Source organism: Kosakonia sp. CFBP8986 (genome assembly GCF_034044935.1).
GTDB lineage: Bacteria > Pseudomonadota > Gammaproteobacteria > Enterobacterales > Enterobacteriaceae > Kosakonia > Kosakonia cowanii.
In genome coordinates, this window is the sequence record NZ_JAXCXB010000002.1 from 84,273 (window position 1) to 108,958 (window position 24,686).

At 54.2% G+C, this 24,686-nt stretch carries 27 protein-coding genes; 11 read left to right on the forward strand and 16 right to left on the reverse strand.

All coding sequences use genetic code 11. The features are described from left to right. Positions 1 to 21: 21 nt before the first annotated feature. A complete protein-coding gene (gene guaA, locus SOM48_RS04065; protein WP_279792799.1) occupies positions 22 to 1,599 on the forward strand; it encodes a glutamine-hydrolyzing GMP synthase in 1,578 nt (525 codons plus the stop codon). Between the two features lie 243 nt (positions 1,600 to 1,842). Here guaA and SOM48_RS04070 read toward each other — a convergent pair whose 3' ends face one another. The 4 genes from SOM48_RS04070 to SOM48_RS04085 all read right to left on the reverse strand — a co-directional run bounded on the left by SOM48_RS04070 (position 1,843) and on the right by SOM48_RS04085 (position 3,673). After that, complete coding sequence (locus SOM48_RS04070) at positions 1,843 to 2,178, reverse strand: hypothetical protein (protein WP_076768814.1); 336 nt, start codon at positions 2,176 to 2,178, stop codon at positions 1,843 to 1,845. Position 2,179: 1 nt separating this feature from the next. Further along, on the reverse strand, positions 2,180 to 2,368 hold the full coding sequence (locus SOM48_RS04075; protein WP_320511485.1) for a hypothetical protein: 189 nt from the start codon (positions 2,366 to 2,368) through the stop codon (positions 2,180 to 2,182). Positions 2,369 to 2,472: 104 nt separating this feature from the next. After that, entirely contained in the window at positions 2,473 to 3,087 is a 615-nt protein-coding gene (locus SOM48_RS04080; protein ID WP_139965125.1) for an SMI1/KNR4 family protein, read from the reverse strand. 16 nt (positions 3,088 to 3,103) lie between these two features. Continuing rightward, complete coding sequence (locus tag SOM48_RS04085; protein ID WP_320511486.1) at positions 3,104 to 3,673, reverse strand: hypothetical protein; 570 nt, start codon at positions 3,671 to 3,673, stop codon at positions 3,104 to 3,106. 179 nt (positions 3,674 to 3,852) lie between these two features. Here SOM48_RS04085 and SOM48_RS04090 point away from each other — a divergent pair, with 179 nt between their 5' ends. From SOM48_RS04090 to SOM48_RS04100, 3 genes are all read left to right on the forward strand, one after another. Then, entirely contained in the window at positions 3,853 to 5,472 is a 1,620-nt protein-coding gene (locus SOM48_RS04090; RefSeq protein ID WP_128482369.1) for a hypothetical protein, read from the forward strand. 233 nt (positions 5,473 to 5,705) lie between these two features. Beyond that, positions 5,706 to 6,302, forward strand: a complete 597-nt coding sequence (locus tag SOM48_RS04095) for a hypothetical protein (protein ID WP_320511487.1) — start codon at positions 5,706 to 5,708, stop codon at positions 6,300 to 6,302. 97 nt (positions 6,303 to 6,399) lie between these two features. Beyond that, positions 6,400 to 6,795, forward strand: a complete 396-nt coding sequence (locus SOM48_RS04100) for a VOC family protein (RefSeq protein ID WP_320511488.1) — start codon at positions 6,400 to 6,402, stop codon at positions 6,793 to 6,795. An 11-nt stretch (positions 6,796 to 6,806) separates the two neighbouring features. Here SOM48_RS04100 and iraP read toward each other — a convergent pair whose 3' ends face one another. Together iraP and SOM48_RS04110 are read right to left on the reverse strand one after the other, a co-directional pair. Further along, positions 6,807 to 7,148: an anti-adapter protein IraP gene (iraP, locus tag SOM48_RS04105; RefSeq protein ID WP_054803501.1), complete on the reverse strand. Its 342-nt coding sequence runs from the start codon at positions 7,146 to 7,148 to the stop codon at positions 6,807 to 6,809. Between the two features lie 219 nt (positions 7,149 to 7,367). Continuing rightward, positions 7,368 to 9,143: an EAL domain-containing protein gene (locus tag SOM48_RS04110; protein WP_054803502.1), complete on the reverse strand. Its 1,776-nt coding sequence runs from the start codon at positions 9,141 to 9,143 to the stop codon at positions 7,368 to 7,370. A gap of 161 nt (positions 9,144 to 9,304) precedes the next feature. On the opposite strand from SOM48_RS04110, the gene SOM48_RS04115 reads away from it, so the two are divergent. Then, entirely contained in the window at positions 9,305 to 9,511 is a 207-nt protein-coding gene (locus SOM48_RS04115) for a hypothetical protein (protein WP_320511489.1), read from the forward strand. Between the two features lie 97 nt (positions 9,512 to 9,608). On the opposite strand, the gene SOM48_RS04120 is transcribed toward SOM48_RS04115, so the two are convergent. The 3 genes from SOM48_RS04120 to SOM48_RS04130 form a co-directional block, all read right to left on the reverse strand. Further along, positions 9,609 to 10,973, reverse strand: a complete 1,365-nt coding sequence (locus SOM48_RS04120) for a methyl-accepting chemotaxis protein (RefSeq protein WP_320511490.1) — start codon at positions 10,971 to 10,973, stop codon at positions 9,609 to 9,611. Between the two features lie 401 nt (positions 10,974 to 11,374). Next, a complete protein-coding gene (locus SOM48_RS04125) occupies positions 11,375 to 12,679 on the reverse strand; it encodes a methyl-accepting chemotaxis protein (RefSeq protein ID WP_414672789.1) in 1,305 nt (434 codons plus the stop codon). Positions 12,680 to 12,919: 240 nt separating this feature from the next. After that, a complete protein-coding gene (locus SOM48_RS04130; RefSeq protein ID WP_054803503.1) occupies positions 12,920 to 13,486 on the reverse strand; it encodes a DUF4142 domain-containing protein in 567 nt (188 codons plus the stop codon). Positions 13,487 to 13,832: 346 nt separating this feature from the next. On the opposite strand from SOM48_RS04130, the gene SOM48_RS04135 reads away from it, so the two are divergent. From SOM48_RS04135 to psrA, 3 genes are all read left to right on the forward strand, one after another. After that, positions 13,833 to 14,912, forward strand: a complete 1,080-nt coding sequence (locus SOM48_RS04135) for a mechanosensitive ion channel family protein (protein ID WP_076768810.1) — start codon at positions 13,833 to 13,835, stop codon at positions 14,910 to 14,912. A 151-nt stretch (positions 14,913 to 15,063) separates the two neighbouring features. Next, complete coding sequence (locus SOM48_RS04140; RefSeq protein WP_054803504.1) at positions 15,064 to 15,429, forward strand: DUF1304 domain-containing protein; 366 nt, start codon at positions 15,064 to 15,066, stop codon at positions 15,427 to 15,429. 83 nt (positions 15,430 to 15,512) lie between these two features. Then, positions 15,513 to 16,436, forward strand: a complete 924-nt coding sequence (psrA, locus tag SOM48_RS04145) for an L-proline-binding transcription factor PsrA (protein ID WP_023481259.1) — start codon at positions 15,513 to 15,515, stop codon at positions 16,434 to 16,436. Here the strand turns inward: psrA and SOM48_RS04150 are convergent. Together SOM48_RS04150 and tcuC are read right to left on the reverse strand one after the other, a co-directional pair. Continuing rightward, on the reverse strand, positions 16,387 to 17,181 hold the full coding sequence (locus SOM48_RS04150) for a substrate-binding domain-containing protein (protein WP_054803505.1): 795 nt from the start codon (positions 17,179 to 17,181) through the stop codon (positions 16,387 to 16,389). The two genes, psrA and SOM48_RS04150, sit on opposite strands and share 50 nt — an antisense overlap. Before the next feature lie 12 nt (positions 17,182 to 17,193). After that, positions 17,194 to 18,477: an MFS transporter gene (tcuC, locus tag SOM48_RS04155; RefSeq protein ID WP_034813838.1), complete on the reverse strand. Its 1,284-nt coding sequence runs from the start codon at positions 18,475 to 18,477 to the stop codon at positions 17,194 to 17,196. Positions 18,478 to 18,850: 373 nt separating this feature from the next. On the opposite strand from tcuC, the gene SOM48_RS04160 reads away from it, so the two are divergent. Continuing rightward, positions 18,851 to 19,453: a hypothetical protein gene (locus SOM48_RS04160; protein ID WP_320511492.1), complete on the forward strand. Its 603-nt coding sequence runs from the start codon at positions 18,851 to 18,853 to the stop codon at positions 19,451 to 19,453. Positions 19,454 to 19,485: 32 nt separating this feature from the next. Here the strand turns inward: SOM48_RS04160 and SOM48_RS04165 are convergent, their stop codons facing one another. The 3 genes from SOM48_RS04165 to SOM48_RS04175 are packed head-to-tail and all read right to left on the reverse strand — an operon-like array spanning position 19,486 to position 20,938. Continuing rightward, on the reverse strand, positions 19,486 to 20,034 hold the full coding sequence (locus SOM48_RS04165) for a GNAT family N-acetyltransferase (protein WP_320511493.1): 549 nt from the start codon (positions 20,032 to 20,034) through the stop codon (positions 19,486 to 19,488). Positions 20,035 to 20,043: 9 nt separating this feature from the next. Further along, positions 20,044 to 20,499 (reverse strand): GNAT family N-acetyltransferase, encoded by a 456-nt coding sequence (locus SOM48_RS04170; RefSeq protein ID WP_320511494.1) that lies wholly within the window; start codon positions 20,497 to 20,499, stop codon positions 20,044 to 20,046. A gap of 7 nt (positions 20,500 to 20,506) precedes the next feature. Next, a complete protein-coding gene (locus SOM48_RS04175; protein ID WP_128482379.1) occupies positions 20,507 to 20,938 on the reverse strand; it encodes a GNAT family N-acetyltransferase in 432 nt (143 codons plus the stop codon). 301 nt (positions 20,939 to 21,239) lie between these two features. Between SOM48_RS04175 and SOM48_RS04180 the strand changes: the two genes are divergently transcribed. Continuing rightward, entirely contained in the window at positions 21,240 to 22,139 is a 900-nt protein-coding gene (locus tag SOM48_RS04180) for an ATP-grasp fold amidoligase family protein (RefSeq protein WP_128482380.1), read from the forward strand. On the opposite strand, the gene SOM48_RS04185 is transcribed toward SOM48_RS04180, so the two are convergent. Both SOM48_RS04185 and SOM48_RS04190 read right to left on the reverse strand, forming a co-directional pair. Further along, on the reverse strand, positions 22,136 to 23,209 hold the full coding sequence (locus SOM48_RS04185) for an ATP-binding protein (protein ID WP_320511495.1): 1,074 nt from the start codon (positions 23,207 to 23,209) through the stop codon (positions 22,136 to 22,138). The two genes, SOM48_RS04180 and SOM48_RS04185, sit on opposite strands and share 4 nt — an antisense overlap. Next, positions 23,206 to 23,910, reverse strand: a complete 705-nt coding sequence (locus SOM48_RS04190; protein ID WP_054803511.1) for a response regulator — start codon at positions 23,908 to 23,910, stop codon at positions 23,206 to 23,208. The genes SOM48_RS04185 and SOM48_RS04190 overlap by 4 nt, the downstream gene beginning before the upstream one ends. Before the next feature lie 321 nt (positions 23,911 to 24,231). Between SOM48_RS04190 and SOM48_RS04195 the strand changes: the two genes are divergently transcribed. Continuing rightward, positions 24,232 to 24,621, forward strand: coding sequence for a transporter (locus tag SOM48_RS04195; RefSeq protein WP_320511496.1), 390 nt, complete (start codon positions 24,232 to 24,234; stop codon positions 24,619 to 24,621). The last annotated feature ends 65 nt before the right edge of the window (positions 24,622 to 24,686 follow it).

The window sequence follows — 24,686 nt, forward strand, 5'->3', positions numbered from 1 at the left end:
TTTGCCTCGGAACTAACGTCAATGACGGACAATATTCATAAACATCGCATTCTTATCCTCGATTTTGGCTCGCAATATACTCAGTTAGTCGCACGCCGCGTGCGTGAACTCGGCGTCTACTGCGAACTGTGGGCGTGGGATGTCACTGAAGCGCAGATCCGCGACTTCAACCCCAGCGGCATCATCCTCTCCGGCGGCCCGGAAAGCACCACCGAAGAGAACAGCCCGCGCGCGCCGCAGTACGTTTTCGACGCCGGTGTGCCGGTGCTCGGCGTCTGCTATGGCATGCAGACCATGGCGATGCAGCTTGGCGGCCACGTTGAAGGCTCTAACGAGCGTGAATTTGGTTACGCGCAGGTTGAAGTGCAGACCGAAAGCGCGCTGATCCGTGGCATTGAAGATGCCCTGACTGCAGACGGCAAAGCGCTACTGGATGTGTGGATGAGCCACGGCGATAAAGTGACGGCGATCCCGTCCGGCTTTGTTACCGTTGCCAGCACTGAAACCTGCCCGTTCGCCATTATGGCTAACGAAGAGAAGCGTTTCTACGGCGTGCAGTTCCACCCGGAAGTGACGCACACCCGCCAGGGGCTGCGTATGCTGGAGCGCTTTGTGCGCGATATCTGCGAGTGCGAAGCACTGTGGACACCTGCAAAAATCATCGATGACGCCGTTGAGCGCATCCGCCAGCAGGTCGGCAACGATAAAGTGATCCTCGGCCTTTCCGGCGGCGTGGACTCCTCCGTCACCGCCATGCTGCTGCACCGCGCGATTGGCAAAAACCTGACCTGCGTCTTCGTCGACAACGGCCTGCTGCGCCTGAACGAAGCCGAGCAGGTGCTGGATATGTTCGGCGACCACTTTGGTCTGAACATTGTTCACGTTCCGGCAGAAGAGCGCTTCCTCGGCGCGCTGGCGGGCGAGAACGATCCGGAAGCGAAACGTAAAATCATCGGCCGCGTCTTTGTGGAAGTGTTCGATGAAGAAGCGCTGAAGCTGGAAGATGTGAAGTGGCTGGCACAGGGCACCATCTACCCGGACGTGATTGAATCCGCAGCCTCTGCGACCGGTAAAGCGCACGTTATCAAGTCTCACCATAACGTTGGCGGCCTGCCGAAAGAGATGAAGATGGGTCTGGTTGAGCCGCTGAAAGAGCTGTTCAAAGATGAAGTGCGTAAAATCGGCCTCGAACTCGGCCTGCCGTACGACATGCTGTACCGCCATCCGTTCCCGGGGCCGGGCCTCGGCGTTCGCGTACTCGGCGAAGTGAAGAAAGAGTACTGCGACCTGCTGCGCCGCGCGGACCATATCTTTATCGAAGAGCTGCGCAAAGCCGATCTCTACAACAAAGTAAGCCAGGCGTTCACCGTCTTCCTGCCCGTGCGTTCCGTTGGCGTGATGGGCGATGGCCGTAAGTATGACTGGGTTGTCTCCCTGCGCGCGGTCGAAACCATCGACTTTATGACCGCCCACTGGGCGCACCTGCCGTATGACTTCCTGGGCCGCGTCTCCAACCGCATTATCAACGAAGTGAACGGTATTTCCCGTGTCGTATATGACATCAGCGGGAAGCCGCCGGCTACGATTGAGTGGGAATGATCGGACAGCTTTTCCTGAATTCTCCTGAGATCTAAATTAAATTTAACCCACTGTTTTTACAGTGGGTTTCTTTTTGCATATAACTGAGTTAGTCAATGCTATCGCGCATTTTTAACGGTATATATGACGGTATCAGATCCATATTTGTAGCTCTCTTGAAACTGGCGACGCCCGTCACACCGATTTCAATAGTCCACTTCATGTTCAGGAACTGCGACTATTTAGAAGCTTGTAATAGCAGGCTTACTCTATTTTGATTTTTTTAGGAGCGATTGCAGATAGTGAAATCATAAACCCTGTTAATGCGGCAATGATTAACGGGAAAATAAAGGCGTCGGATGTTCTGAGCGGGTTTTTAATATCAAACAGGATAACAATAAAAAAAGCGCTGGTTGCAAAGGTTGAGGATGAATAAACCTCATTCATTTTGAACTGGAGTTTATCAAGCGAGAAGGGCGGAGTCTCTTTGCATAGGGCATCCCAGATGAGATGCACTGCGAGGTAACCTGTACACAGGATGAAATAAAAGCGGGTTAACTCCTGTGTATTCTGCGGTGCAAGCCAGTCAAAAAAGTGCATTTTAGTGAGCAGACTTCCTTGCCGCATAGAGCGCAGGGAGCGCTACCGCACCTGCTAAAGCAAAACTGTATGCGATACCTGCCGTAACGGTGAAAGCTGGAATCAGGAATGACAGGCCGCCGGGAAGGGCAAATCCTAAACCTGCACCACCGATGATCGCTTTCAGCAGCGTAATCACATTGATTTCCATACTTCCTCCCATATCCCCAAAGGCTGCATTATCTGTGGGGGGATTTTAGGGAGCTGCCTGTAATCTGTACAGAATTATTTCCAGCTAATACGAGGCCGCTTCCATTAATACATCCACTTCTCCACCACCTCATCCCCGAGCCGTTCGCGCAGCAGTTCCTCATTCTCCTCCTCGCCGTGGGCTTCGAGCAGGCATTTGAACATCAGTGCGTCGAGATACTGCCCGGCATCGCGGAATATCTGCGTCAGCATCGGCGAAGTGTCGTGGTCGAAATACCACACTTCGCCGGTTTCGCGGTGAAAGCACCACAAATTACCGTTGCCAAGATAGTCGCCAAAGGCGATCAGGTTGTTAACCAGCTCCCACTGCGGGTCATCCTGCGGTACATCTTCAAGAATGTCGCTAATGCCAGGATAGGCCGCCAGCAGTGGTTCGATAGCGGCGTATTTTGCAGGCGTCACGCTGCACAGTGTTTCGGCGAGGTTCAGTTCACCAATCTGCTGATGATAGGTGCGCAGCACCGGCGGCAGCGGGCAGCCGATGCGCTGCTCAAGGTCAGCAAGCTCCGCGTCGCTGGCGGGCGTTGAGGGCGCAGGATTATCCCACTGGTCGCGCCAGGCGTGCACACAGTCGCGCCACCAGGCAAGGCGGGCATGCTCATCGGTAAACTCCGGCCAGACCAGCGGCGGAAGCGGGCGGTTATCGCTCTCATTACTCATTGTTGGGCGCTCTCAATTAATAGCTCTGGCTGTCGACGCTAAAAAGATAGTTGATATCAAGGTCGGCTGCGGGCTTTGCATCGTCGTTTTTCTCCAGCACAAACTCAAATGCTGGCTGATAGTCATCCTCGCGGAACACTTCGCCCGCAAGGATCTCCACCGAGTAAGTGCCGTTTTCGAGCGCGATATGCGGGCGGTTCGGCGCTTCATAGCGCTGCAATAACGCGCTGATACTTTTATCGTTAAAGTCGTCGAGAATGCGCCAGGTAAAGAGCTGCACCTGCCCATGCTCGACGCGCAGCGTGTAACCTGGGCGGCGGTGCTGGAGATTGTTTTCCGCTTTCAGCAGCTCCGGTGTCTCGGGCGGCAGGGTGAAAATAATGGTGTAGGGGTAGTTTTCAACGCCCGTCATCGGGATCAGCACACCTTCGAGCACCGCCTTATCGCCGCTCTCATTACGGGTAAATTCCGTTGCCAGGTCGTCAGCGAGCTCGTTGTCATCTTTGAACTTTTTCAGCAGGCGGATATCGGCAAGCAGAAAGTAGTTCACCAGATCGTTCAGTACTTCATTGCATTCATAGCGCACGCGTTACCCCAGGATTTATCTCGTTGTAGAGGGATTGTTACTGCTCCGAAAGGTACGATCACCTACTTGATCAGGGGGGCAACGCTGTGCGGCAGGGGCATAATCAGCTATAAACAGGCATAAGGTCGGCGTTTTGCGCATCCGGCGAACATCAGGAATTCAATACAAGGAATATGAGTATGCAGCGATGGTTAGCAAAACTCCTCGGTAAACAAGAGGCAGCAGAGCAAGGCGCACCTTTCCCGCTTCCCTGGCCGGGCGACAGACAGAGCATCTACCACTTTCTCTCCCCTTATGCAGACGGCAGCGCGCCGTTGCCGGAGCAGGCGCAAACCCTGCCGGATGAAGATACCCTTGAGGGCGAGTTGCGCTGGGTGGCGGGCGGCATGGATGGTGCATTCGGTCACCATGGCGGCGGCGCAGACGCAGAAGAGGCGGCAGATGAGATTATCAGCGCATTAAGCGCCGTGCTGCGCAAACCCTCCCCGGCCAATATGAACACCTTCTATGCGCTGCTGAAAGCGCGCCCGCCACTTGATTACATCGATATTCTGACCGACAAATTACCGGAAGCGCCGTCGCTGTCGCCGCAGCAGGTTCACGACCTGATGGTGTGGCTGGCGACCAACAGCCCGGATCGCAACGCGGTCAAATGCGCCATTGCACTGCTGGCCTTTTTCCCCTCCGACGAGAACCGGGCGCTGGTGACGACCCTCGGTCTGCATGAGGAGTTTACGCTTTTTACCGCCGTCGCCCTGCGCAACATGCTGCCGGAAGAGGCATTTGATGCAACGCTGACGGCGCTGGCGAAACGCGTAACTGGCTGGGGGCGTATTCAGCTTATCGAGCGCCTGCCGGATGAGGTCTCGCCCGCCACACGAGAGTGGCTGCTGCGCGAGGGCTACTCCAATTCGGTGATGGATGAGTACACCGCCTGGGACTGCGCCACCAAAGGGCGCTTGCTGGCCGCGCTTTCGGTCGACGCGGTGGATGATGGCGTGCTGACCGGCGCGGGCGATATTCTCGCGGCGCTGATTGCCGGCGGCCCGGCGCGCGATATCCATGACTACCCTGAGGGCGCGCAGGCCTGTCACCGCTATCTCACGCTGCTTCGCCGCAGTCAAAACGACGATCTGCGCAACTTGCTCAACACCAGCGCCATCGGCGCGTTTGCCGGTGATGAAGATAACAACTGGGAGACGCTGCAGGCGGAAGGCTGGAGCGATGAGATCCGCCAGCAGATTGCGGAGGATGTAGAGGCGATTGTCGCGCAGGAAAAGTGGCTGACGCGCGTGCAGCAGGATCTCACCGCCTGCGATAACGGCGATTTTTACCTCGCCTTGCGCGCGGCGAAGCTGTTAGGCATCGACACCTGGGAGCAGGTTTTTGCCCGCCAGCAAACGGTGCCCAATGAAGCGAACTGGTATGAACTAATGCAGACCGAAAGCCCGCAACGCATGGAGCGCATTCTGCAACTCGCTGAGCAGCAGCTTGATCTTGCGGCCATTGCCAGCGGGCCAGATACGCTGATGGGTCTCGGCGCTGAGTATCGCCAGCACGGCGCGCTCGATTTTATCCTCCAGGATCTCAACCGTTTTCCCGGTATGGGTTGGTCGCTGATTAAAACCGGTCTGCGCAGCCCAGTGGTGCGTAACCGTCTGATGGCGCTCAACGCGCTGGAGGGCTGGCCTGAGGAGCAGCTCCCGGCAGAGCTGCACGGCATGCTGGAAACCGCCTTCCACGCGGAGCCGGATGATAACGTGCGGGCGCGGTTAGAGAAGATGCTGGCTGAAGAGTAATCCATACGTGATGCACGAAAAAGCTCGCCGCCCGGCGGGCTTTTTTATGGGTAGCTGCCTGCGTTTTTATATTCCGCGTTTGCTGATATTAATTCTTTGATTAGGGTGATTAATAAAACGCTAATAATTCAATTATGATAAATACCTTATTAGAAACAGGGATATATTTTTTACATTATGCAAACTCTTTGCTTTTATAACTAATCAGAAAACCGCATCTCATGGGAGTAAATATGGAAGTATCATCGATCGCCAGTGCCATTAAGTTATTAGTGCCTGTATTACCATTTCTGAAAAAAGTACTTATCTTTGAAACGTTCTTTTCCCTTTCCAGTGAGAAGAAAGCAGAAGCGGTGGACTATTTAAAAACGTGCGTTGAGGAGAGCGATGCGTTAGACGCTTATCAACAGGAGTTGAAGCTATTAGAGTATAAAATGTGTCGATATCATTTCTTAAGTGATTGTGTGATAAGGTTTTACTTGCGTGATCGTAAAAAACATATTGGTTTTTGCAAGACTGTATTCAACGCAAAGAATTTTTACGATTACTCTGACGAGAAATTGGAGATCAAGAAAAATATAATTTGGTTTCCTGTTTTTATGCTTTTGATCGGTTTGATGGCAGTTGTGGGTTTCTACTTTTCATTAAGTATTGAAGGCCTTGGGTTGGGGAAATGGCTATATGTCGGCGGCTGCGCAGTCGTTGCTGCTCAATACATTATTTACTCTTCGTGGATGCTGCTAAGTTATTTGCATCTTGTGCGCTATGCCAAAAAATTTAATCTATTTATTTTGCTTAATTGCGTAAGAAGAGAGCTCGCAAGAATATAATCTCTATGCGAAAGTACTTAGGCTCTTACCGACAAATCGACCCGCGAATTCTGTGTAGGCTAAAGACTATTAACCAACCCTATAACAGGAGCGCGGAATGTTTTCTCATATGAGAATTGCCAGGCCGGTGACCAACCTTGAGCAGGCTTATCAGCAGTACAGCAAAGGATTAGGGCTGAAGCGTATTGCGGACTTCAGCGATCATGAAGGCTTCAGCGGCGTGATGTTAGGCCGGGAAGGATTGGGCTGGCATATGGAATTAACCCTCTGCCACCATCATCCGGTGCAGCCTTCGCAGACGGACGAAGATTTGCTGGTGCTCTACTACCCCGAGAAAGCGGAGTGGGAGGCGGCCTGCGCAACGATGCTGGATGCCGGATTTGTTGCGGTGGCCTCGTTTAACCCCTACTGGGATCGTAACGGGCGCACCTTTGCCGATGCCGACGGCTACCGGGTGGTGATACAGAACCAGGCGTGGGTAAACGCCGGGTAAAAAGCGGCAAGTTAGCTCTGCCCGGGTTGATCGGTTGTCAGGTCACCACCTGTAACGACGGTGGGGATCTCATCCGACTCTTTGCTGACGGCGCGCGTTAATTCGACCTGCTCATGAAATTTCACCAGCAGCAGCTCGGCGTCGGATTGCAGCGCGGCGTCGGGCGTCTCCAGCACGGAGTTAATCGACTTATTAATGCTTGCCACCATTTCATCCAGCCCGCCGCCTTTGCCGACGGTCAGCGTCAGGGCGGCAACGACCAGCGACTGCGCCTCGATTTGGGCGGTCAGCTCTTTCATTTGCGCGTCCATCCTGGACATTTTTATTAGCATACTCAGTATGACGTTTTTCATGGACTACCCATTTGAAGACATTATTTCAGACGAATATTACTCCGGGATGCAATGAATTCAATCACACTATTTGTGAATACGCGATCTTGTATACATTAAATGTATATATGTATTACGAAGCGGCGGCGACATAATCCTAACTAATTGATAATTATATTTTCTTTGGCGTTCCGCCGCCTGGCGAAGATCTGTGTGAGCAAACGGCAAATTGTTGCTATATCAGGTACGGATCTTCCACTCCAGCCAGCTGCTCATCTCCTGGGCCGGAAGCGGGCGGGCATAGAGATAACCCTGCGCCTGGTCGCAGCCATACTTTTGCAGGGTTGCACCGGTCTGCGCATTCTCCACCCCTTCCGCCAGCACGACATAATCCAGCTCTTTCAGCATGCCGATAATACTGCGGGCGATAATGCGCGAGGCGGTATCTTCCGACAGTTTAGAGATCAGGCTCTGATCCAGTTTGATGATGTCGATCGGCATACGGCGCAGGTAGCTGATGTTGCTGTAGCCGGTGCCGAAATCATCGAGCGAAATAGGGAAGCCGCGCAGTTTCAGCATCTCCAGGCCTTTCAACGCTGCCGCACTCTCAATGATGCGTTCAGTTTCCAGACACTCAATGCCGAGCAGGCTGGTGGGGAGGCGGGCGCGGATCATGCGCGCTTCGAGGCTGTCGGCAAAGCCGGGCGCGGAGATATCCTGAATGCTGACGTTGACGGAGACCGGCAGTGCAAGCCCGAGCGCATGCCAGCTTGCCAGTTGGGTAATCACATTGGCGATAACCCAGCCTGTCAGATCCTGTAGCAGACCGGCCTGCTCAGCAAAGGGAATAAACATCCCTGGCGAGAGTTCGCCTTTTTGCGGATGCCGCCAGCGGATCAGCGCTTCAATGCCAACCGGCGCGTCGGTTTGCAGACACATTTTCGGTTGGTAGACGAGATAAAGCCCTGACAGTTTGCCATCGATGGCCTGCGCCAGCTCCTCCATCAGCACCGGCATGGCCGCGGCATCCTCATCAATGATGGTTTCCGGCAGCTGGAAGGTGTTCTGGCGGATGCGCTCATGCAGGGCATGCACTGCTTTATTGAGTACCTCTCTGGCGGAGAGATCGCCGGGGATAAAGGTTTTGCCCGCGGTATGGACGCGGAATTCGACGGTGATGCCCGGCTCCAGCTCGGCGCTGACTCCCTGCAAGCGATTGGCGATGGCGCAGGCCGAAATATTGTCCGACGCACGCGTCAGCAGGGCAAAGCGGCCCGTCGCTACCATATAGAGTTTGCCGCACTTCAGCGGGCGCAGGCGCAGAGGCAGCATAATTGCCATATCGCGCAGCAGGTTTTCAACCGGGGCCATGCCGCGGGTGCGCGCCAGTTCGAAAGCGCGGGGCATGTCGATACAGTCAATCAGAATCAGGTTGCGCTCGGCGGTATCGTTCGCCGCGTTCAGCAACTGGATATCGCGCAGCAGATGCAGCTTGTTCGGCAGCCCGGTAATGGCATCCGTCAGGCCGGCGTAGTGCCAGGCTTCCAGAAACGACATCGCCAGCTCGCCCAGCAGCCGCAGCGTATCAATCTGCTCTTTGGTTACGGTATGAGGATTGGTATCCACCACGCAGAGCGTGCCGAGCGTAATGCCATCGCGGGTGGTCAGCGGCACGCCCGCATAGAAGCGAATAAAAGGGCTGGCAACGGTCAGCGGGTGCGTGACAAAGCGGGCGTCCTGCAAAGTGTCCGGCACGATAAATGGATTACCGCTGTCGACGGCATAGCGGCAAAAGGAGTTAACCCGCGACGAGGTCTCCAGCTGGAAGTTGATCGCGGCCCGCACATACTGATTCTCATCATCAAGCACGGAAATAAAGCTGCCGGGTATTTTTAACATTCTGGCGGCGAGCTGGGTAATTTTACGCAGCACATCATCGCGGCTGTCATCCGGGTTCAGCAGGGCCTGTAACGCCAGAAAATGGCGCTCTTTGTCGCCGCCGATATTAAGTAACATTGTTGCCTCCCAACCGGCTGTGGACGGTGGGTAAAAAAAGAGATAAAGGGTGCTGAACACGCTTTTTAGTTGTTACAGCGGAATGGAAGCATACCGGCAGGCAACGTCAGCCCAATGCAAATATGATTTGTATTGATATTAGCAGTAACGGAGCGCAACTGATGCCTGTAAAAGGTGCGGTCTCACATTTATTTCACAATTTAATTTACGCCATTAGCGCCCGCCAGCCGGGGAAAAGAGCATCAGGTGGAAGTGAATGGAAAGATCTCATAACAACACCATTAATAAATAAGAAGAATATTTCAGTTGCCCAAAAAGAGAGAAAAAAAACGGGCAGCCGCGACATCGGCACTGCCCGTTATAAATAAGACGAAGAGGATAAAAGACGTCTGCTTTTTTATTACTACCTCCGGTGACTTCTCCGGTGCGTAGCCTCGTCCCGTGTAACACGTTGCTTCAGGAAACTCAGCTCACCGTGAGCGGCAGCGTAAAGTGCTGCACCACGCCGCGCAGGGTTTCCGTTCTGCCATTAAGGTTGCTGGCTGACGCCGTAATCTGATGTACCAGCGCCGCGTTCTGCTGAGTCACGCGATCCAGCTCGGCAACTGCGTGAGTCACCTGCGAGATGCCTTTACTCTGCTCATCAGAAGCGAGGGCGATTTCGCCAATCAGCGCATTGACGCTGGCGACATTGCCTTTCACTTCGCTCATCGCCTCACCGGCATCTTCCGCCACATCTTTGCCCTCATGAACCGAGGTAATCGCGGATTTGATCAGCGACTCAATTTCACGCGCCGCCGCCGCACTGCGCTGGGCGAGGGAGCGTACTTCTGTTGCTACCACGGCGAAACCGCGGCCCTGCTCGCCGGCACGCGCCGCTTCAACAGCGGCATTCAATGCAAGGATATTGGTCTGGAAAGCAATGCTGTTGATGGTGGAGGTGAACTGGCGGATCTGCTCGGAGCCATCGGCAATGCGGTTCATGGTGCTGGCCAGTGTCTCCACCAGGTTGCTGGCTTTCTCGGTAGTGTGTGCGGTCATCACCGACAGATCGCGAACCTGACGCGCATTATCAGCGTTGTGGCTGACCGTTGAGGTCAACTCCTCCATGCTGGATGCCGCCTGTTCAAGGGCTGCCGCCTGCTGGGTTGTACGGTTTGCCAGATCGCTGTTACCGGCGGCAATCTCACGTGCTTCACGGTGCAGCGCATCGCTGTTCTCGCTGATCGCGCTCACGGTCGTCAGCAGGCTGTTCTGCATCTCACGCACCAGCGGGATCATCTGACCGACGCAGTTACGGCCAATATCCTGTGGCTGGTAAGTTAAATCACCCTGCGCAATCAGGCGGAAATGGGCGCGGATATCGCCAACCGGCTTCACCAGATGGATAACCAGATAGCAGTCGCAAAACAGCACCAGCCCGGCGGCGGCCAGCAGGGCAACAATCAGTACGATATCGAGTTGAGTGCGATCGGCGGCAATCTGCGCGCTAATGTTATGAGACTTACGGGTTAACGCCGCCAGATGCTCGCTGGCCAGCATTTTCCAGGCGCTGGCGGAGCCGGATAACGCCTCTGTGGCCCACTCCGTGCCCGGCGGGATTTCATTTATCAAGGCCGCTTTTTCGGCTGCGCTTCCCTGTTGCAACACCTGCGTGGCGTGGGAGAGGAAGATCGCCTGCTGGGTCAGCGCTGTGCTCTCGTCAGCCTGTCTGTTCATATCGCGCACGGCAAAGGCCGCATAGCCGCCGGTGGCGGTAATCAGTGCCAGCGCTGTCAGGAGGATCCATAACACGACGCGGCGGATAGTGTAGTTTTTCAATGTGTTCATAGTCGCGCCCTGTTTGATAGCGGTGGCCAAAAGTGTTGTTGTTACGTTATATAAATAGCGCGTTAACTAATTACGCGCGATTTTATTGAGTGAATTGTGGCAGGATTTTTACGGAAAGATAGTGGGAGAGATGTAAATAATTTCGCGACGAAACAGTCGGCGTGAGGCGGGGCGGCTAAGTTCAGGCGTAACGGCTTGTTTAATCGAGGAAATCGCTATTCACCGCAGGCTTTAATTGATTGTTCCTTGCGTATCAATAGGTGTGCACAGGGGTTAAAAAGGGGGCAAAGAGGCAGTAAAGAGCGGAGAGGGGGCTTACGGCAGCAAGCTGCGTGCTCGACCCTCTCCTGATCTGGACGGGAAATTTAGGTTATGGCGTGGCGTATTTCTGTTTGTTGAAGTCAGTCAGCTTTGACGGAAAGGGCGACATCTTTCACCGCGGCCTCAACCCCGGCTGCATTTTTCTGGATGCTGGCAATTACTTCGCCCGCTTCACGCATCAGCGTCACACCTTCGCGGGTGCTCATCAGGTTATTTTCGATGCCGTTCAGCACCTCTTTGGCGAGCTGATTATTGCTGGCTACAACCCGCTCGATCTCTTCCGTCGCGCTGCTGACGCTCGCTGCAAGAGTCCGCACTTCTGCGGCCACCACGGCAAAACTGCGTCCGGATGCGCCCGCTCGCGCAGCTTCAATCGCGGCGTTCAGTGCAATCAATCTTGTCTGCATGGCAAAGCTGCGGATGGTCTCAACCATCCCGTCGATGCTGTCAGACTGATCGTTGAGCCGCGAGACATCGCTGGAGACCGTGCTCATTCTCTGGGCAATGGTGTCAATCATGCGGATGCTGTTTTCGATAACCGTCGCGCCGTTCTGCGCGCTGCCACGAGTTTGCACCGCCATATCCCATGCGTGGACAGCCGCCTCCTGCTCCCGCTGGTTGCGCAGCACATCTGCCGTGACATCGGTAGCGAATTTCACAATCTTATAGAGCTGCCCGTCGCTGTTAAACACAGGGTTATAGGTTGCCCGCAGCCATAAAGGCTCGCCCCGGCGGTTCAGGCGTGGAAACTGACCGGAAAAGAACTCGCCCTGATTCAGCCTCTCCCAGAACTGGCGGTATTCGTCACTTTTATACAGTGTCTCAGAGCAGAAAAGACGGTGATGCTTGCCGATCACTTCATCGCGTTTATAGCCAGTGGTGCTCAGGAAGTTGTCATTCGCTTCCAGCACCACCCCTTCCGGGCTGAAGGCGATGATGGCCATCGAGCGACCGATGGCATTAACGATCGCCTCCTTCTCAAGCGCAACATGAATACGCTCAGAAATATCGGCCGCAATTTTGATCACTCTGGTCACCGCGCCGTGACGGTTGGTGACGGGGATATAGCTGGCCTCGAGCCATACAGGGCGATTGCCCTTGGCCAGGCGCAGATATTTGCCGCTAAAGCTTTCGCCGCGCGAAAGGCGTTGCCAGAACTGCGCGTACTCCGCTGAGTTCACCAGCGACGGCGGGCAGAAAATGCGGTGGTGCTGGCCGATGATCTCATCCGCGCGATAACCCATCGCGGAGAGAAACTGCGGGCTGGCGCTATGGATGATCCCTTCCGGACTGAATTCAATGACAGGTTTATTCTGGCAAAGTGCGTTATAAGAGGCGGATGAACGCAGGCGGCTCAGGGAAAAAAGGTGTTTAAGGAAAGGCATACGCATCAGATTTACCGGATCGAGTAGGAATTGATCTGGTTATCGGCAATCTCGTCAGCAGCATTATGTATTGGTGTGATAGTTGCAGGATATTATTTAATCACTGGTTAACCCTGAGCGAAGCAGGGTAGATGACCTGAAGGGCCGCGCCACGGCGTCTGGCAGCGGCGCGGCCCCGGTCTGTAACACGTCAAACCTGCGTCATTCTGCTTGCAGGCTCGTGTACTTTTTTACGCTTTGTTACTTACTTGCAGACATCTGCTCGGCAGACTTGAGGTGCTGCTCAACCACCGGGGTATGGGCATCGGCCAGCGTTTTCACGTCCGGATCTTTAATCTCTTTAGCGTCGCTCTGCAGTTTATCGAGCACCATTTTGTGATCTTTGGTGCCGGCATTTTCCATATAGAGCTTGTCAAACTTGTCGCCGCTCTCTTTTTCAAGCTTGGCAGCCATCGTTTTATGCTTGGCGTCCGGCTCGGTCGGCAGTTCAACGCCTTTTTGCTTAGCGACGGCCTGAACTTTGGTCAGCGCTGCGCCATGGTCATCGACCATCTTCTGCGCATAGGCTTTCACTTCGCTGCTTTTGGCTTTTTCCAGCGCGATTTTCGCGGCGGCGACCTCATTGATATTGGCCTGTGCCATATCCTTCAGTGCTTTTTCATCGCCGGAGCTGAGTTTGGTGCTGGTTGCGGTCGCGCTACTCTGCGCGGCGCTCGCCGGAGTCTGGGCTTGCACGCCAACCGTGGTGAACATCGCGACGGCGGCTGATACGGCCAGCAGTCCTTTTAACGTTTTACTCTTTTGCATGTTGTTCTCCTGATGGTCATGGGTACAGGTTTTATGAATTCTGTAATCGTCAGCAGCCTCGTAGGTAAATGACAACTGCAGTGGTCAGTATAGTGGATACGCATTTTTTACAAGCTTTATACGTTAGAGTTCTTAATATATCGGGCTAACTTGAGGGCGCATCATCCCTGAAAATCGTTATCAGAATTGCCTGATATTGTTATCAACGGATAAGGCTGTTTTCATATTTTTCATATAATAAGGCGCGGGAATCAGGCAATCTGCGGGTTATCTGCAAGGGAAGGTTTACCGATCCGTTTAACCGTACTGACAACGCAGGGGTGTTGGCAGAATATAAGGGGAAAGCATGCCTTTTTTATTTGGTGAGTTATCTGGCGCTCCGGCATGGGTGCCTGCGGTATTGCTCGTCACGCTCTCGCTCGCGATCGGTTTTCTCGCGAGATTTACACTGCTGCAATTTATCCGTTACTGGCAGAGCCGGGACAGAAAGCTCTTTAAATCACTTGAGAAACACCTGCGCGGATCGATGTTTCTTTTCATCCCGCTGCTGTTAATCCGCGTCGGTGTGAATTATGTCCACATCCAGCCTGAATCGCTGGGGTTTATTACAACGACAATAAATATATTTATTATTTTGTCATTCTGCTCGGTCCTGATCCGCTTAATTAACGTGGCTCAGGATATGCTTTTTATCCGCTATGACATTAATATTTCGAACAATCTTCGTGCGCGCAAAATCCGCACGCAGATAATGTACGTGAAGAAAGTCGCTATCGTTATCCTCGTGACGCTCTGCCTCTCCCTGATTTTGCTCAGCTTCCCGGGCGTGCGAAAATTCGGTACCACGATTCTGGCCGGTGCCGGTGTTGCCGGTATTATCATCGGTTTTGCTTTGCAAAAATCGCTGGTCAATCTCTTTGCCGGTATTCAGATTGCCTTTACGCAGCCTATTAAAATTGATGATGCGGTGGTGGTGGAAAAAGAGTGGGGCTGGATTGAGGAGATTAACCTGACCTATGTGGTAGTGCGTCTGTGGGATCTGCGTCGGCTGGTGCTGCCGATCACCTACTTCACCGAAAATCCGTTCCAGAACTGGACGCGTAATAATGCACAAATTTTAGGCTCGGTTTTTCTTTACGTTGATTACTCGATGCCTTTAGAGCCTCTTCGCCAGCATTTTGAAAAAGTGCTCAGTGAAACCAAGCTCTGGGATCAGCAAACGCAGGTGCTGCAGGTGACCGATACCACGGAAAAAACCATGACCATCAGGATGTTGATGACGGCACAGAACTCGCCAACGGCCTTCGATTTACGCTGTTACGTGCGGGAAAAAATGATTGAGTTTATTCAGGAAAATTATCCGCACGGCCTGCCGCAGGTAAGGGCAACGCTGACCGCGCCTGCGGCTTCCGAAAACGAGTTATAGTCTTGCCGGGCGCAACGTGCAGTGGCAATAATCTGGCTGCACGTCCGCGCTTCGCTTTATTACTACTCCGCCTCTCTTGTGCCAGCGGCAAAGTTAACGAAAAATGGGTTAAGCTGTTTCTTAACCCGCACACTGATTTCTGAGGCTTGTTATGCCAGCAAATATCCTGATTGCGCTTGTCGCCGTTATTCACCTCTATATTCTTGTGCTCGAAATGTTTCTCTGGAATACGGCAACAGGCCGCAAGGCGTTTAACCTTACTGCTGATTTTGCCCGTGATAGCCGGGTGATGGCCGCCAACCAGGGGCTCTATAACGGCTTTTTAGCCGCCGGTTTGCTGTGGGGGTTATGGCTTGGCGATAGCGGCTTCCAGGTTAAAACTTTCTTCCTCGTCTGCGTGCTGGTCGCGGGAATTTTTGGTGCGATCACCGCCAGTAGAAAAATCCTTTATGTGCAGGCGCTTCCGGCGCTGGTTGCGCTAATCGTACTGTGGATGATGCGCAGCCCGGTGTTGTAACATTGTTAAAAAGTTGATCTTGTCTGCCGGGCGGTTATGCTCTTATCCCTCAGTTGACCACCCGAGAAGGATCGCCTGTCATCATGCCCGTGAATTTCGATCTCAACGACCTCTATGCTTTCCGCGCCCTGGTGGAATATGGCAATTTTCGCCTTGCCGCCGAGTCAATCTGCCTGTCGCAGTCAGCATTGAGCCGCCGCATAGAGAAGCTTGAGAACGCGCTGGGCATTAAGTTGTTCGACAGAACCACGCGCCGGGTTGCGCTGACCCTCTACGGGCAGACCTTCGCCGAGCGTTCTGAACAGCTGTTGATGAATGTGGAAGCGGTGTTAGCCGATATCGATAAAGTGAGCCAGGATCGCGTCGGCGTGGTGACGGTCGCAGCCGTACCTTCTGCCGCGTGCTACTTCATGCCTGATGTGATCCGCACCTTTAAAGCGCGCTTTCCCCGGGTGCGCGTGAAGTTGATTGATAGCAGCGCGGGTAACGTGATCGACACCGTTGCCAGCGGCCAGGCCGACTTCGGCATCTGTTTTGCCGGTAGCCTGCTGGCAGATATCGAGTTTCGCCCGCTGGTGGTGGATACCTATGTCGCGGCCTGCCGCCACGATCACCCGATTGCCAGCAAGAAGAGCCTCACCTGGCGCGAGTTTTACCAGTATGACTATATCGGGCTGGATAAAACCTCTGGCAACCGCAATTTGATTGACCAGATGCTGGGGCACATCACGCCTGAGCGCCCGAGCATCTGTGAAACCCGCCATGTCACCACCATGATTGGCATGGTGGAAGCGGGGGTGGGTATTGCGGCGATACCGGCAATGTCGATGCCGGCGTCAGCCCATTCGGTGCTGACGCATCTGCCGCTGACCGACCCGGTAGTCAAACGCACGCTGGGGCTGATCCGCCGCAGCGGGCGCGTGCAGTCCTATATTGCCGCCGAACTGGAGAAACTCATCACTGAGCAGTATCACGCGGTGCCGCCGCAACGGAGTGCATCCCGGTAAGGTGGATGGTCGATTGCGCCTCAGGGGCGGAGAGGAACGCCAGCAGCGCTTTGCCCTCCTGCGCATGTTGCGCTTTCGCCGTCACCGCCCCGGCAAAACGGGTGATGTACTGAAGATCGGCCGGCAGTTCGCCCACAAACGTCACGCCATGCTCTGGCAGCAGTTCGCTCACCTGCTGGAAGCCGACGGCGTAATGGCCTTTTGCCACTTCGCCAGCGACCGGGATGCGCTCCACTTTGTGCGCCTTCTGCGCCACCGCCTCGTCGATACCGAGTTTCTTGAATAACTGGCTGCTGATGTAAACACCGCTGGCGCTGTCCGAATAGGCAATCGATTTGGCTTTCAGCAACGTCGCGCGCAGCTCCTCGTTCGTTTTGATCGCGGGAACCGCGTCACCCTCTTTCACCACCATCCCAATCGGTGAGTCCGCCAGCTCGACGCGGGAGCCGGGCGCAATCCATCCCTCTTTTGAGAGTTTTGTCAGCGCGTCGCCGACCATAATCACCACATCCGCTGCTTCGCCACGCGCCAGCCGGGCGGGGATCGCCTGCGGCGTTTTGCCCATCGACGGCCCGGCAACCACCACAATGGTATCGCCGGTTTTCGCTTCAAATTGTGGGATCAGCTTCTGTAACGCCGGTTTAAAGCCGCCGGAAATCATCACCGTGATCTCTTTCGCCGTAGCGCCCAGGCTAAGCGTGCAGAGCAGCAGCGTGGCGAACAGGGAACGCAACATTCTCTTCATTATCGTCTCTCCTTAACGTGCGGTTTGCAGGGTTAAGCTGCTGCGGCGGTACATATAGAGCGTGGCGAGCAGGGCGCAGATGGCTGCAAAACTCATCCAGTAGCCGGGGGAGGCTTTATCGCCGGAGTACTCAATCAGCGCGGTGGAGATCACCGGCGTAAAGCCGCCGAATACCGCGGTTGCCAGGCTGTAGGCCAGCGAGAAACCGGCGACACGCACTTCGGTGGGCATAATCTCTGTCAATGCCGGGATCATCGCGCCGTTATAGAGGCCATAGATAAACGACAGCCACAGCAGCACCGTCAGCATCATGGTAAAGGTCGGGTTCTGCGCCAGCAGGCTGAGGGCCGGGTAGGAGGTGAACAGCGCCAGCAGTGTCATGGTCACCAGCACCGCTTTGCGGCCAAAGCGATCGGACAACGCCCCGCCAATCGGCAGCCAGATAAAGTTAGAGATAGCGACCAGCAGCGTGACCAGCAGGCTGTCTGAAGCGCTGAGCATCAGCACTTTTTTGCCGAAGGTCGGCGCGTAAACGGTGATGAGGTAAAAGGCGGTGGTAGTCATTGCCACCATTAACATTCCGGCGATCACTACCGGCCAGTTCGCCAGCAGTGTTGTAAACACTTCGCGCATCGCCAGCTTTTTATGGCGAGCGTTAAACTCCTGGGTCTCTTCCAGCTTGCGGCGCAGGATAAAGATGAACGGCACAATCAGGCAGCCAAACAGGAACGGCAACCGCCAGCCCCAGTCGCGGATCGCTGACTCTTCCAGCACGGCGTTAAGGGCGAAGCCCATCGCGGCGGCGACCATAATGGCGACCTGCTGGCTACCGGACTGCCAGCTGGTGTAAAACCCTTTGCGCCCCGGCGTGGCGATCTCAGCCAGGTAAACGGAGACCCCGCCCAGCTCGGCCCCGGCGGAGAAACCTTGCAGTAAGCGCCCACTCAGCACCAGCAGCGGCGCCCAGATACCGATGGTCTGGTAAGAGGGGATCAGCACGATCAGAAAGGTGCCTGCCGCCATGATCGACAGCGTGACGATAAGCCCTTTACGGCGGCCCACTTTATCGATGTAGGCCCCAAGCACAATGGCACCGATAGGGCGCATTAAAAAGCCCGCGCCAAAGACCGCGAAGGTCATCATCAGCGAGGCGAACTCGCTGCTGGCCGGGAAAAAATTATGCGCAATATAGGTGGCATAAAAGCCAAAGAGAAAGAAGTCAAACTGCTCGAGAAAGTTGCCTGAGGTAACGCGCAGTATCGCGCTGGTTCGTGCCATAGGGGTCAATGTTTGCATGTCATCTCCAGTTATACAGTGACGCTTGTAACGCGCCTCTCTGAAGAGTGGATCAGGAAAAGTAGCTGAATAAGCGCATTAAACTCATCGGCTGATGCGTGACGCGCATTAATCGCCGTTAACATTTACCCTGAATCAATTGCAACATGCTATTAACATGATTCCGCGCTTCAGTTGCTCTGTTTGCCAGGGCGAAAATTGACCTCTCTATTCTGTGACGAGGCGCATAAACGCACTACTGCGGAAAAACCTATCAACCCTGGTAGGGCGATGCGGTTGCCATCTCCTCACGCGCTGCTATCTTAATGCCCATCGACATTGGACGTAATGTAAGGCGCTCAATGGCTTACTTTTTCAGGAACAGGAGTTCAGGATGTTTAAGCGTTTAAGCGCGGTTGTTTTTGTGTCGTTGCTGGGTGCCTCTGCGGTTCAGGCGGAAGAGTTGCGTGCCGTCGATGTGACAAAGTTTGACGTTGCCGGGGTGAAAACCGGCATGGATTACGATGAGGCGGTCAAGGCTATTACTACACACTTCAACGTGCCCGCCTCTGCGCTGGAGGTGGATAAATACCCGCAAGACAACCCGGTCACCGGTAATAAGCAGCCGAAATTTGTCGGGTATGAAAAAGAGGGTGTGAAACTGCAGGTCTATTTCGAAGGCCGCGTTCCGGTGGATGCGCAACATCCGCTGGCGGCGTCAATGATCACTTACGAGCTGCCGTGGTCGACTGCCAACAAAGAGGCGATGGAAAAAGCGGCGGTCGAGAAGTATGGCCCGGCATCAAATGCTCCTTATTCGACGCCGATGGTATGGTGCAAAGAGCCTGGCAAACAGGCCGGGATGGCGTGCTCTTCCACTACGCAACAAGCCGTGCTGAAACTCTCCAACACCTCTCTTGAACTGGACGATCCTGTCTGGAGAGAGGCGCGTATCAAATTTATGGACAGCAAACAGACCCGCACGCCGGGGTTCTGATGTGAAGCGAGGTGGCAGATCCACCTCGCGTTTCAGGCTGAGGGAGGGGAGGCGGTTTTCTGCCACTCCTCCCTGCTCAGGGTGTAGAGCAGGCTCGGCGGCGCATTCTCAATATCCGCAATTTCGCGGGCAAACTTCAGTCCCGCTTTCTCCAGCACCTTGCGCGACGCCAGATGGTTAGCGCGCACTACGCCGCAAATCTCCCCCATGTTCAGCGTCTCAAAACCATATCTCACCGCGTAGAGCGATAATTCGCTCGCCAGCCCCTTGCCCCATGCGCTGGTGGCAAAGCGATAACCTAAATTATTCATCGGGATATCGGCAAAGCTGCGCAGGCTCAGGCCACCAAAACCGATGATCTTTTCAGGCGCGTCGCGCAGCGCGATCGCCCAACTGCCAAAGCCGTGCTCTGCCCAGTGCGCCAGCCAGCGATCCAGCACCGTTTTCGTGTATGCAATATCGGGATAGGGCCCCGCCGGGTTGAAGGTGTTGGTCGCCGGATCGCCATAAATCGCGAACAGATCGCCGAGATCCTCCTGCGCAACGGGGCGCAGGAGTAAGCGTGAGGTATAAAGGGTCAAGGCGACCTCCTAATGATTGGCTAACGATTTAGAGAGAACAATTAAGCCCTGATGCTCTTTAAAGCCATTACGCGTGTAGAAATCATCTGAGGCATACCCTTTTTGCGTGTTGAGGATTATCGCATTCAGCCCTTCATCAAGGCAGCGCGCCTCGATAAAACTCATCAGCTGGGTTCCGATTCCCTTTCTTTGATACTCCGGATCGATAAAGAACTCATCAAGGTAATACTCCATGCCGCCGGGCCACGGTTTTTTAAAGCCGATGCTCACCGCGATGACTTCATCGCCATATTTGGCGATATAGCCGCGGAAATAGTTATTGCCCAAATGCGCCTGAATAAACTCGACGATTGGCTGCGGCGACGGCCAGCTCTCATTCCACGGCGCTTGCTGATAGGTGCGACAGTAGAGTTGCGCGCAGGATGTGATATGCGACTCATCCAGTTCCTGCAACGCAATATCCATTTTTGCCTCAGCGCGGTTCATTCAGGTTTAACTTAATCAGGTAGTGGCGCTGCATCCCCTCTTCGGGAAAGTCCGGCAGGCTTAATTTCAGTTCGTAACCCTGTTTAAGGTAAAAGGGCAGCGCCTGAAAACTGACGGTATCCACCTGTGCGTGTCGGCAGCCCATGCGCTGTGCTTGCTCCTCTGCCGTGCGGATAAGCGTGCTGCCAAGCCTGGCGCCTCGCGCTTCTTCACTGACCCATAAAAAATCGATGCACAGCCATAACCCTTTTTGCGTACCGATTAACCCACCGATCATCGCGCCCGCCTCATTACGGCTGTAGATGCCAACCTGGCCCCAGCCAGAGCCATCAATAAACTGCTGGTTATAGCGCCGTAAGCCGCTCAGCAGCTCCTCTTTGTCCTGCTCCGTTACCTGGCTGGCGATCTCAATGGCCATGTTTTTCCCTTATCATTTTTAGTTATCTGGAGATGATTTTTATCATCAATGGGATGGATATGTGCTTGCCCTTCGAGAGTAAAGAACTTTCCTTCTCCCTTCAAACACCCCGCGCCGCCAATTCTGGTAGCCCGGTTTGTGCTTGCAGCGATAGAGAATTTATTACCGGAAAAAAGAGAAGGGCTGAATTATTTAAAACGGCGCGAAAGGTCGTTCATTGACCTCCATTTTCCCTCCATAATTCGCGCAATATCGCGCAATAAAACCTGTTCAAAATCTTCATTGTTCTCAGGAGGGGGCAATGAACAAACTCGACTATTTCCGTAAATACATCTCTTATTTAGCGAAAAAAATGACTGCCTGCGCCGTGGCGGACAGCCATTTTCATGCCAGCAGGCTAAAAAGAATTTCCGGACGCGAACACGATTTGCGCCACCCGGTGACGCTCAGCGAAAAGATCTGCCACCGCATGCTGTATGATCGAAACCCGCTCTACACCCTGCTGGCGGATAAGCTGGCGGTGCGTGACTATGTCCATGCCCGCACCGATCAATTACGCGTCGTGCCGCTGTTGGGGGTTTATCACAAAGTCAGCGATATCGATTTCAATAGCCTGCCGCAGCGCTTTGTACTGAAGTGTAATCACGACAGCGGCAGCGCGGTGGTCTGTCTTGATAAGGATGAACTTAACCTTGGCGCCGCCATTAATAAGCTGTCGCTGGCGCTGAAAAAGAATATGTATTACGCCACCCGCGAGTGGCAGTACAAAGATATTGCGCCCGTTATTTTGTGCGAGAAATATATCGACGTCTTTACCCGAGGCAATAAAAACCAGACGCCAGAGATGCTGCGCCTCCACTGCTTCCACGGTGTCGCCGAGGTAATTGAGGCAGATTTTACCGATGAAGAGGGGAATGGTTATATCAACGTCTATAACCGCGCATGGCAGTTACAGCCCTACCAGATGGAGTATCCCAATACGCCTGGTGCGATCCCCGAACCTGACTTATTGCCGCGAGCGATCGGCGCGTCGGAACGGTTAGCCAAAGGGATCGATTACTGCCGCATCGATCTGATGCCGGCGGAGGAGGTGATCTATTTTAGTGAAATCACCCTCAGCCCGCGCCGGGGAAAACTGAAGATCGTCCCGGCCGAGTGGGATGCCCGGCTGGGTGAGATGTGGCGGCTGAATTTAACTTAGCGCGTTGTGAATAATGGCCAGCTCAGCCTGAACAGCGAATGGCGGTTGGCCGTCAGGGTGTAGGTCACATCGCCGCCGTGGGCAAGCATGATCGCTTTCACTACCGACAAGCCCAGCCCGCAACCTTCCGGGTGCGCCTCGCGCGCCTCGGCTCCGCGCTGAAAAGGCTGAAACAGGAATTTATGCAGCCCTTCAGGGATGCCAGGGCCGTGATCCTGCACCAGCACGTAGACCTCTTTATCGGTGACGCCATTTTTTATCACCACGGTTTTCGAGGTGGCATATTTGATGGCGTTATCGAACAACACCGTCAGGCACTGAATAATGCGTAGCGGATCGCATACGCATGCCTGCGGGCGCAGCTCTGCGATCACGTTGACGTGATGCCGCGCGAACTCCAGCGAGAAGGCATCAATCGCGCTCTGTAGCGTCGACTTTAAATCGACCTTCTCAAGGGTTAAAGAAAATTGCGCCGCGCCCGAAGAACTGACTACCCGCATATCCTCAATCAGGTTGGTTAACCCTTCGGTCTGCTTAAGCAGGTTGGCAAAAAGCGCCGGATCGGCGTCGAATACGCCATCGACCAGCCCTTGCAGCCTGCCACGCAGGATCGTCACCGGCGTGCGCAGTTCGTGGGCAATCGCCGCATTCCATGATTTCCGCTGCGCCTCAAGGGTTTGCAGTTTTTCCGCCATAGTATTGAAGTCATTAACGAGGTTATTGACCTCGCCAAGGTGCGAACTGGAGCAGGCGGCGCGCGCGCCGAGATCGCCCTCGGCAATGCGCCGCAGGCTGGTGGCGACAGAGGTTAAAGGGCGCAGGATTTTTGATGACAGCCTGACGGCGAAAAAGAGCGAGATGGCGAGCGACAGCAGGGTGACCATCAGGATCCACGCCCAGTCGACAACCGTCATCTGATCTTCATTGCCAATCTCCGCGCCGCCGGGAATGTAGTCGATCAGAAAGGCATAAAAGAGATAAGAGCCGATGATGGCGATGGCAATCACGATCAGCGTCAGCGAAATCATAAACCACAGGATCTGCCGATCTAATGTCTGCTGGCGGCTCATTTCATCTGCCCCAGACGGTAGCCCATGCCGCGAATGCTCTCCGGCATCCCTTTCAGGCCGCACTGCTCCAGCTTTTTGCGCAGCTTACTCATATGGCTATCCACCGTGCGATCCAGCGTATCGCCCTCCGGCAGGCAGGCATTGAGCAGCTCTTCGCGGGAGCAGACTTTGCGCGGGTTCTTCGCCAGGTGTGCCAGCAGCTTAAATTCGGTGGTGGTTAGCAGCGGGGTGACCGTTTCACCATCAACATGCACCTCGACATAAAACTCCTCGGGATAGACCGTGACATGCTGGGTGCGAATCGGTTTATCGCAAGGCGGCACGCCACCCGCTTTGGTGCGGCGCAGCACCGCTTCGATTCGCGCCACCACTTCCGACGGGTTGAAAGGCTTCACCACGTAATCATCCGCGCCGAGCCGCAGCCCCATCAATTTATCAATGTCCTGATCCAGCGCGGTGACCATGATGACCGGTACCGTGCTCTCTTTACGCACCGCGCTCAGAACGCTCCAGCCATCATGAATGGGCAACTGAATATCGAGCAAAACCAGATCGGGTTTATGCAGATAGCAAAGGCTAATCGCCTGCTCGCCGTCGGCCGCGCGCAGCGTACGCATACCGGCGCGATGGATGTAGCTTTGCAGAATATCGGCGATTTCATCATCATCTTCAGCAACCAGAATAAGGTGCTTATTGTCCATCTTCTCTCCCGCTACCGTTGACGATGTCAGTGCGTATTAATGTCGTTCTTTCTGAATGAAACACGGTGGTGTCCTGCCAGCAATTTGCCACAGTCAGACCAGACCCGACGGCAAAAGTTGCATGCAGTAATGCGCTCTTTCTTAACCCCTCATTACGGCTTCCACACAGACTCCACATTCACGTTAAAAAATGTACACGCAGCGGGATAACAATCGTCGCTCACTGTTCTGCCATTGGTGCAAACAGCCGATGTGTGCTGCCTCACGTGCATGTTAAATATCCCGGCTGCCGGGTAGCGTTTATTCATCAGGAATGAAGCAATGATGAAACTGGATATAAAACCCAGGGCTGAGAATTTTCCCTCGCTGGTTGTTTTTCTGCTGGTCTGCTGGAGCCTGCTCTATATATGGCTGCTGTTAATACACCACATTGGTGAGAAAGTCGCGCTGACGCTGCTCGCCTCGCCGTTGCTCTATATCAACCTCTGCGCCTGTACGTTTTTATTGGCGGTGCAGCAGAAAAGCGGCGTATTACAGGAGTTAGCCCTTATCTTTCTGATCATCGCCTCACTCTTTATTAGCCTGATCGTTATCTTTAATGCCTTACGCTATCGCGTGCCGACGATTTACGATCTCACTTTCTATTATGAGTGCTTTCTGACCGTCTTTTTTGGTGTGACGCCGCTCTTTCTGTTCGTCCGGCGATTCTGATCTTATCCCGCTCTCCACACAGGCTCCATCAACCATGCATTAAGACTAAACAGATAAACCTTACG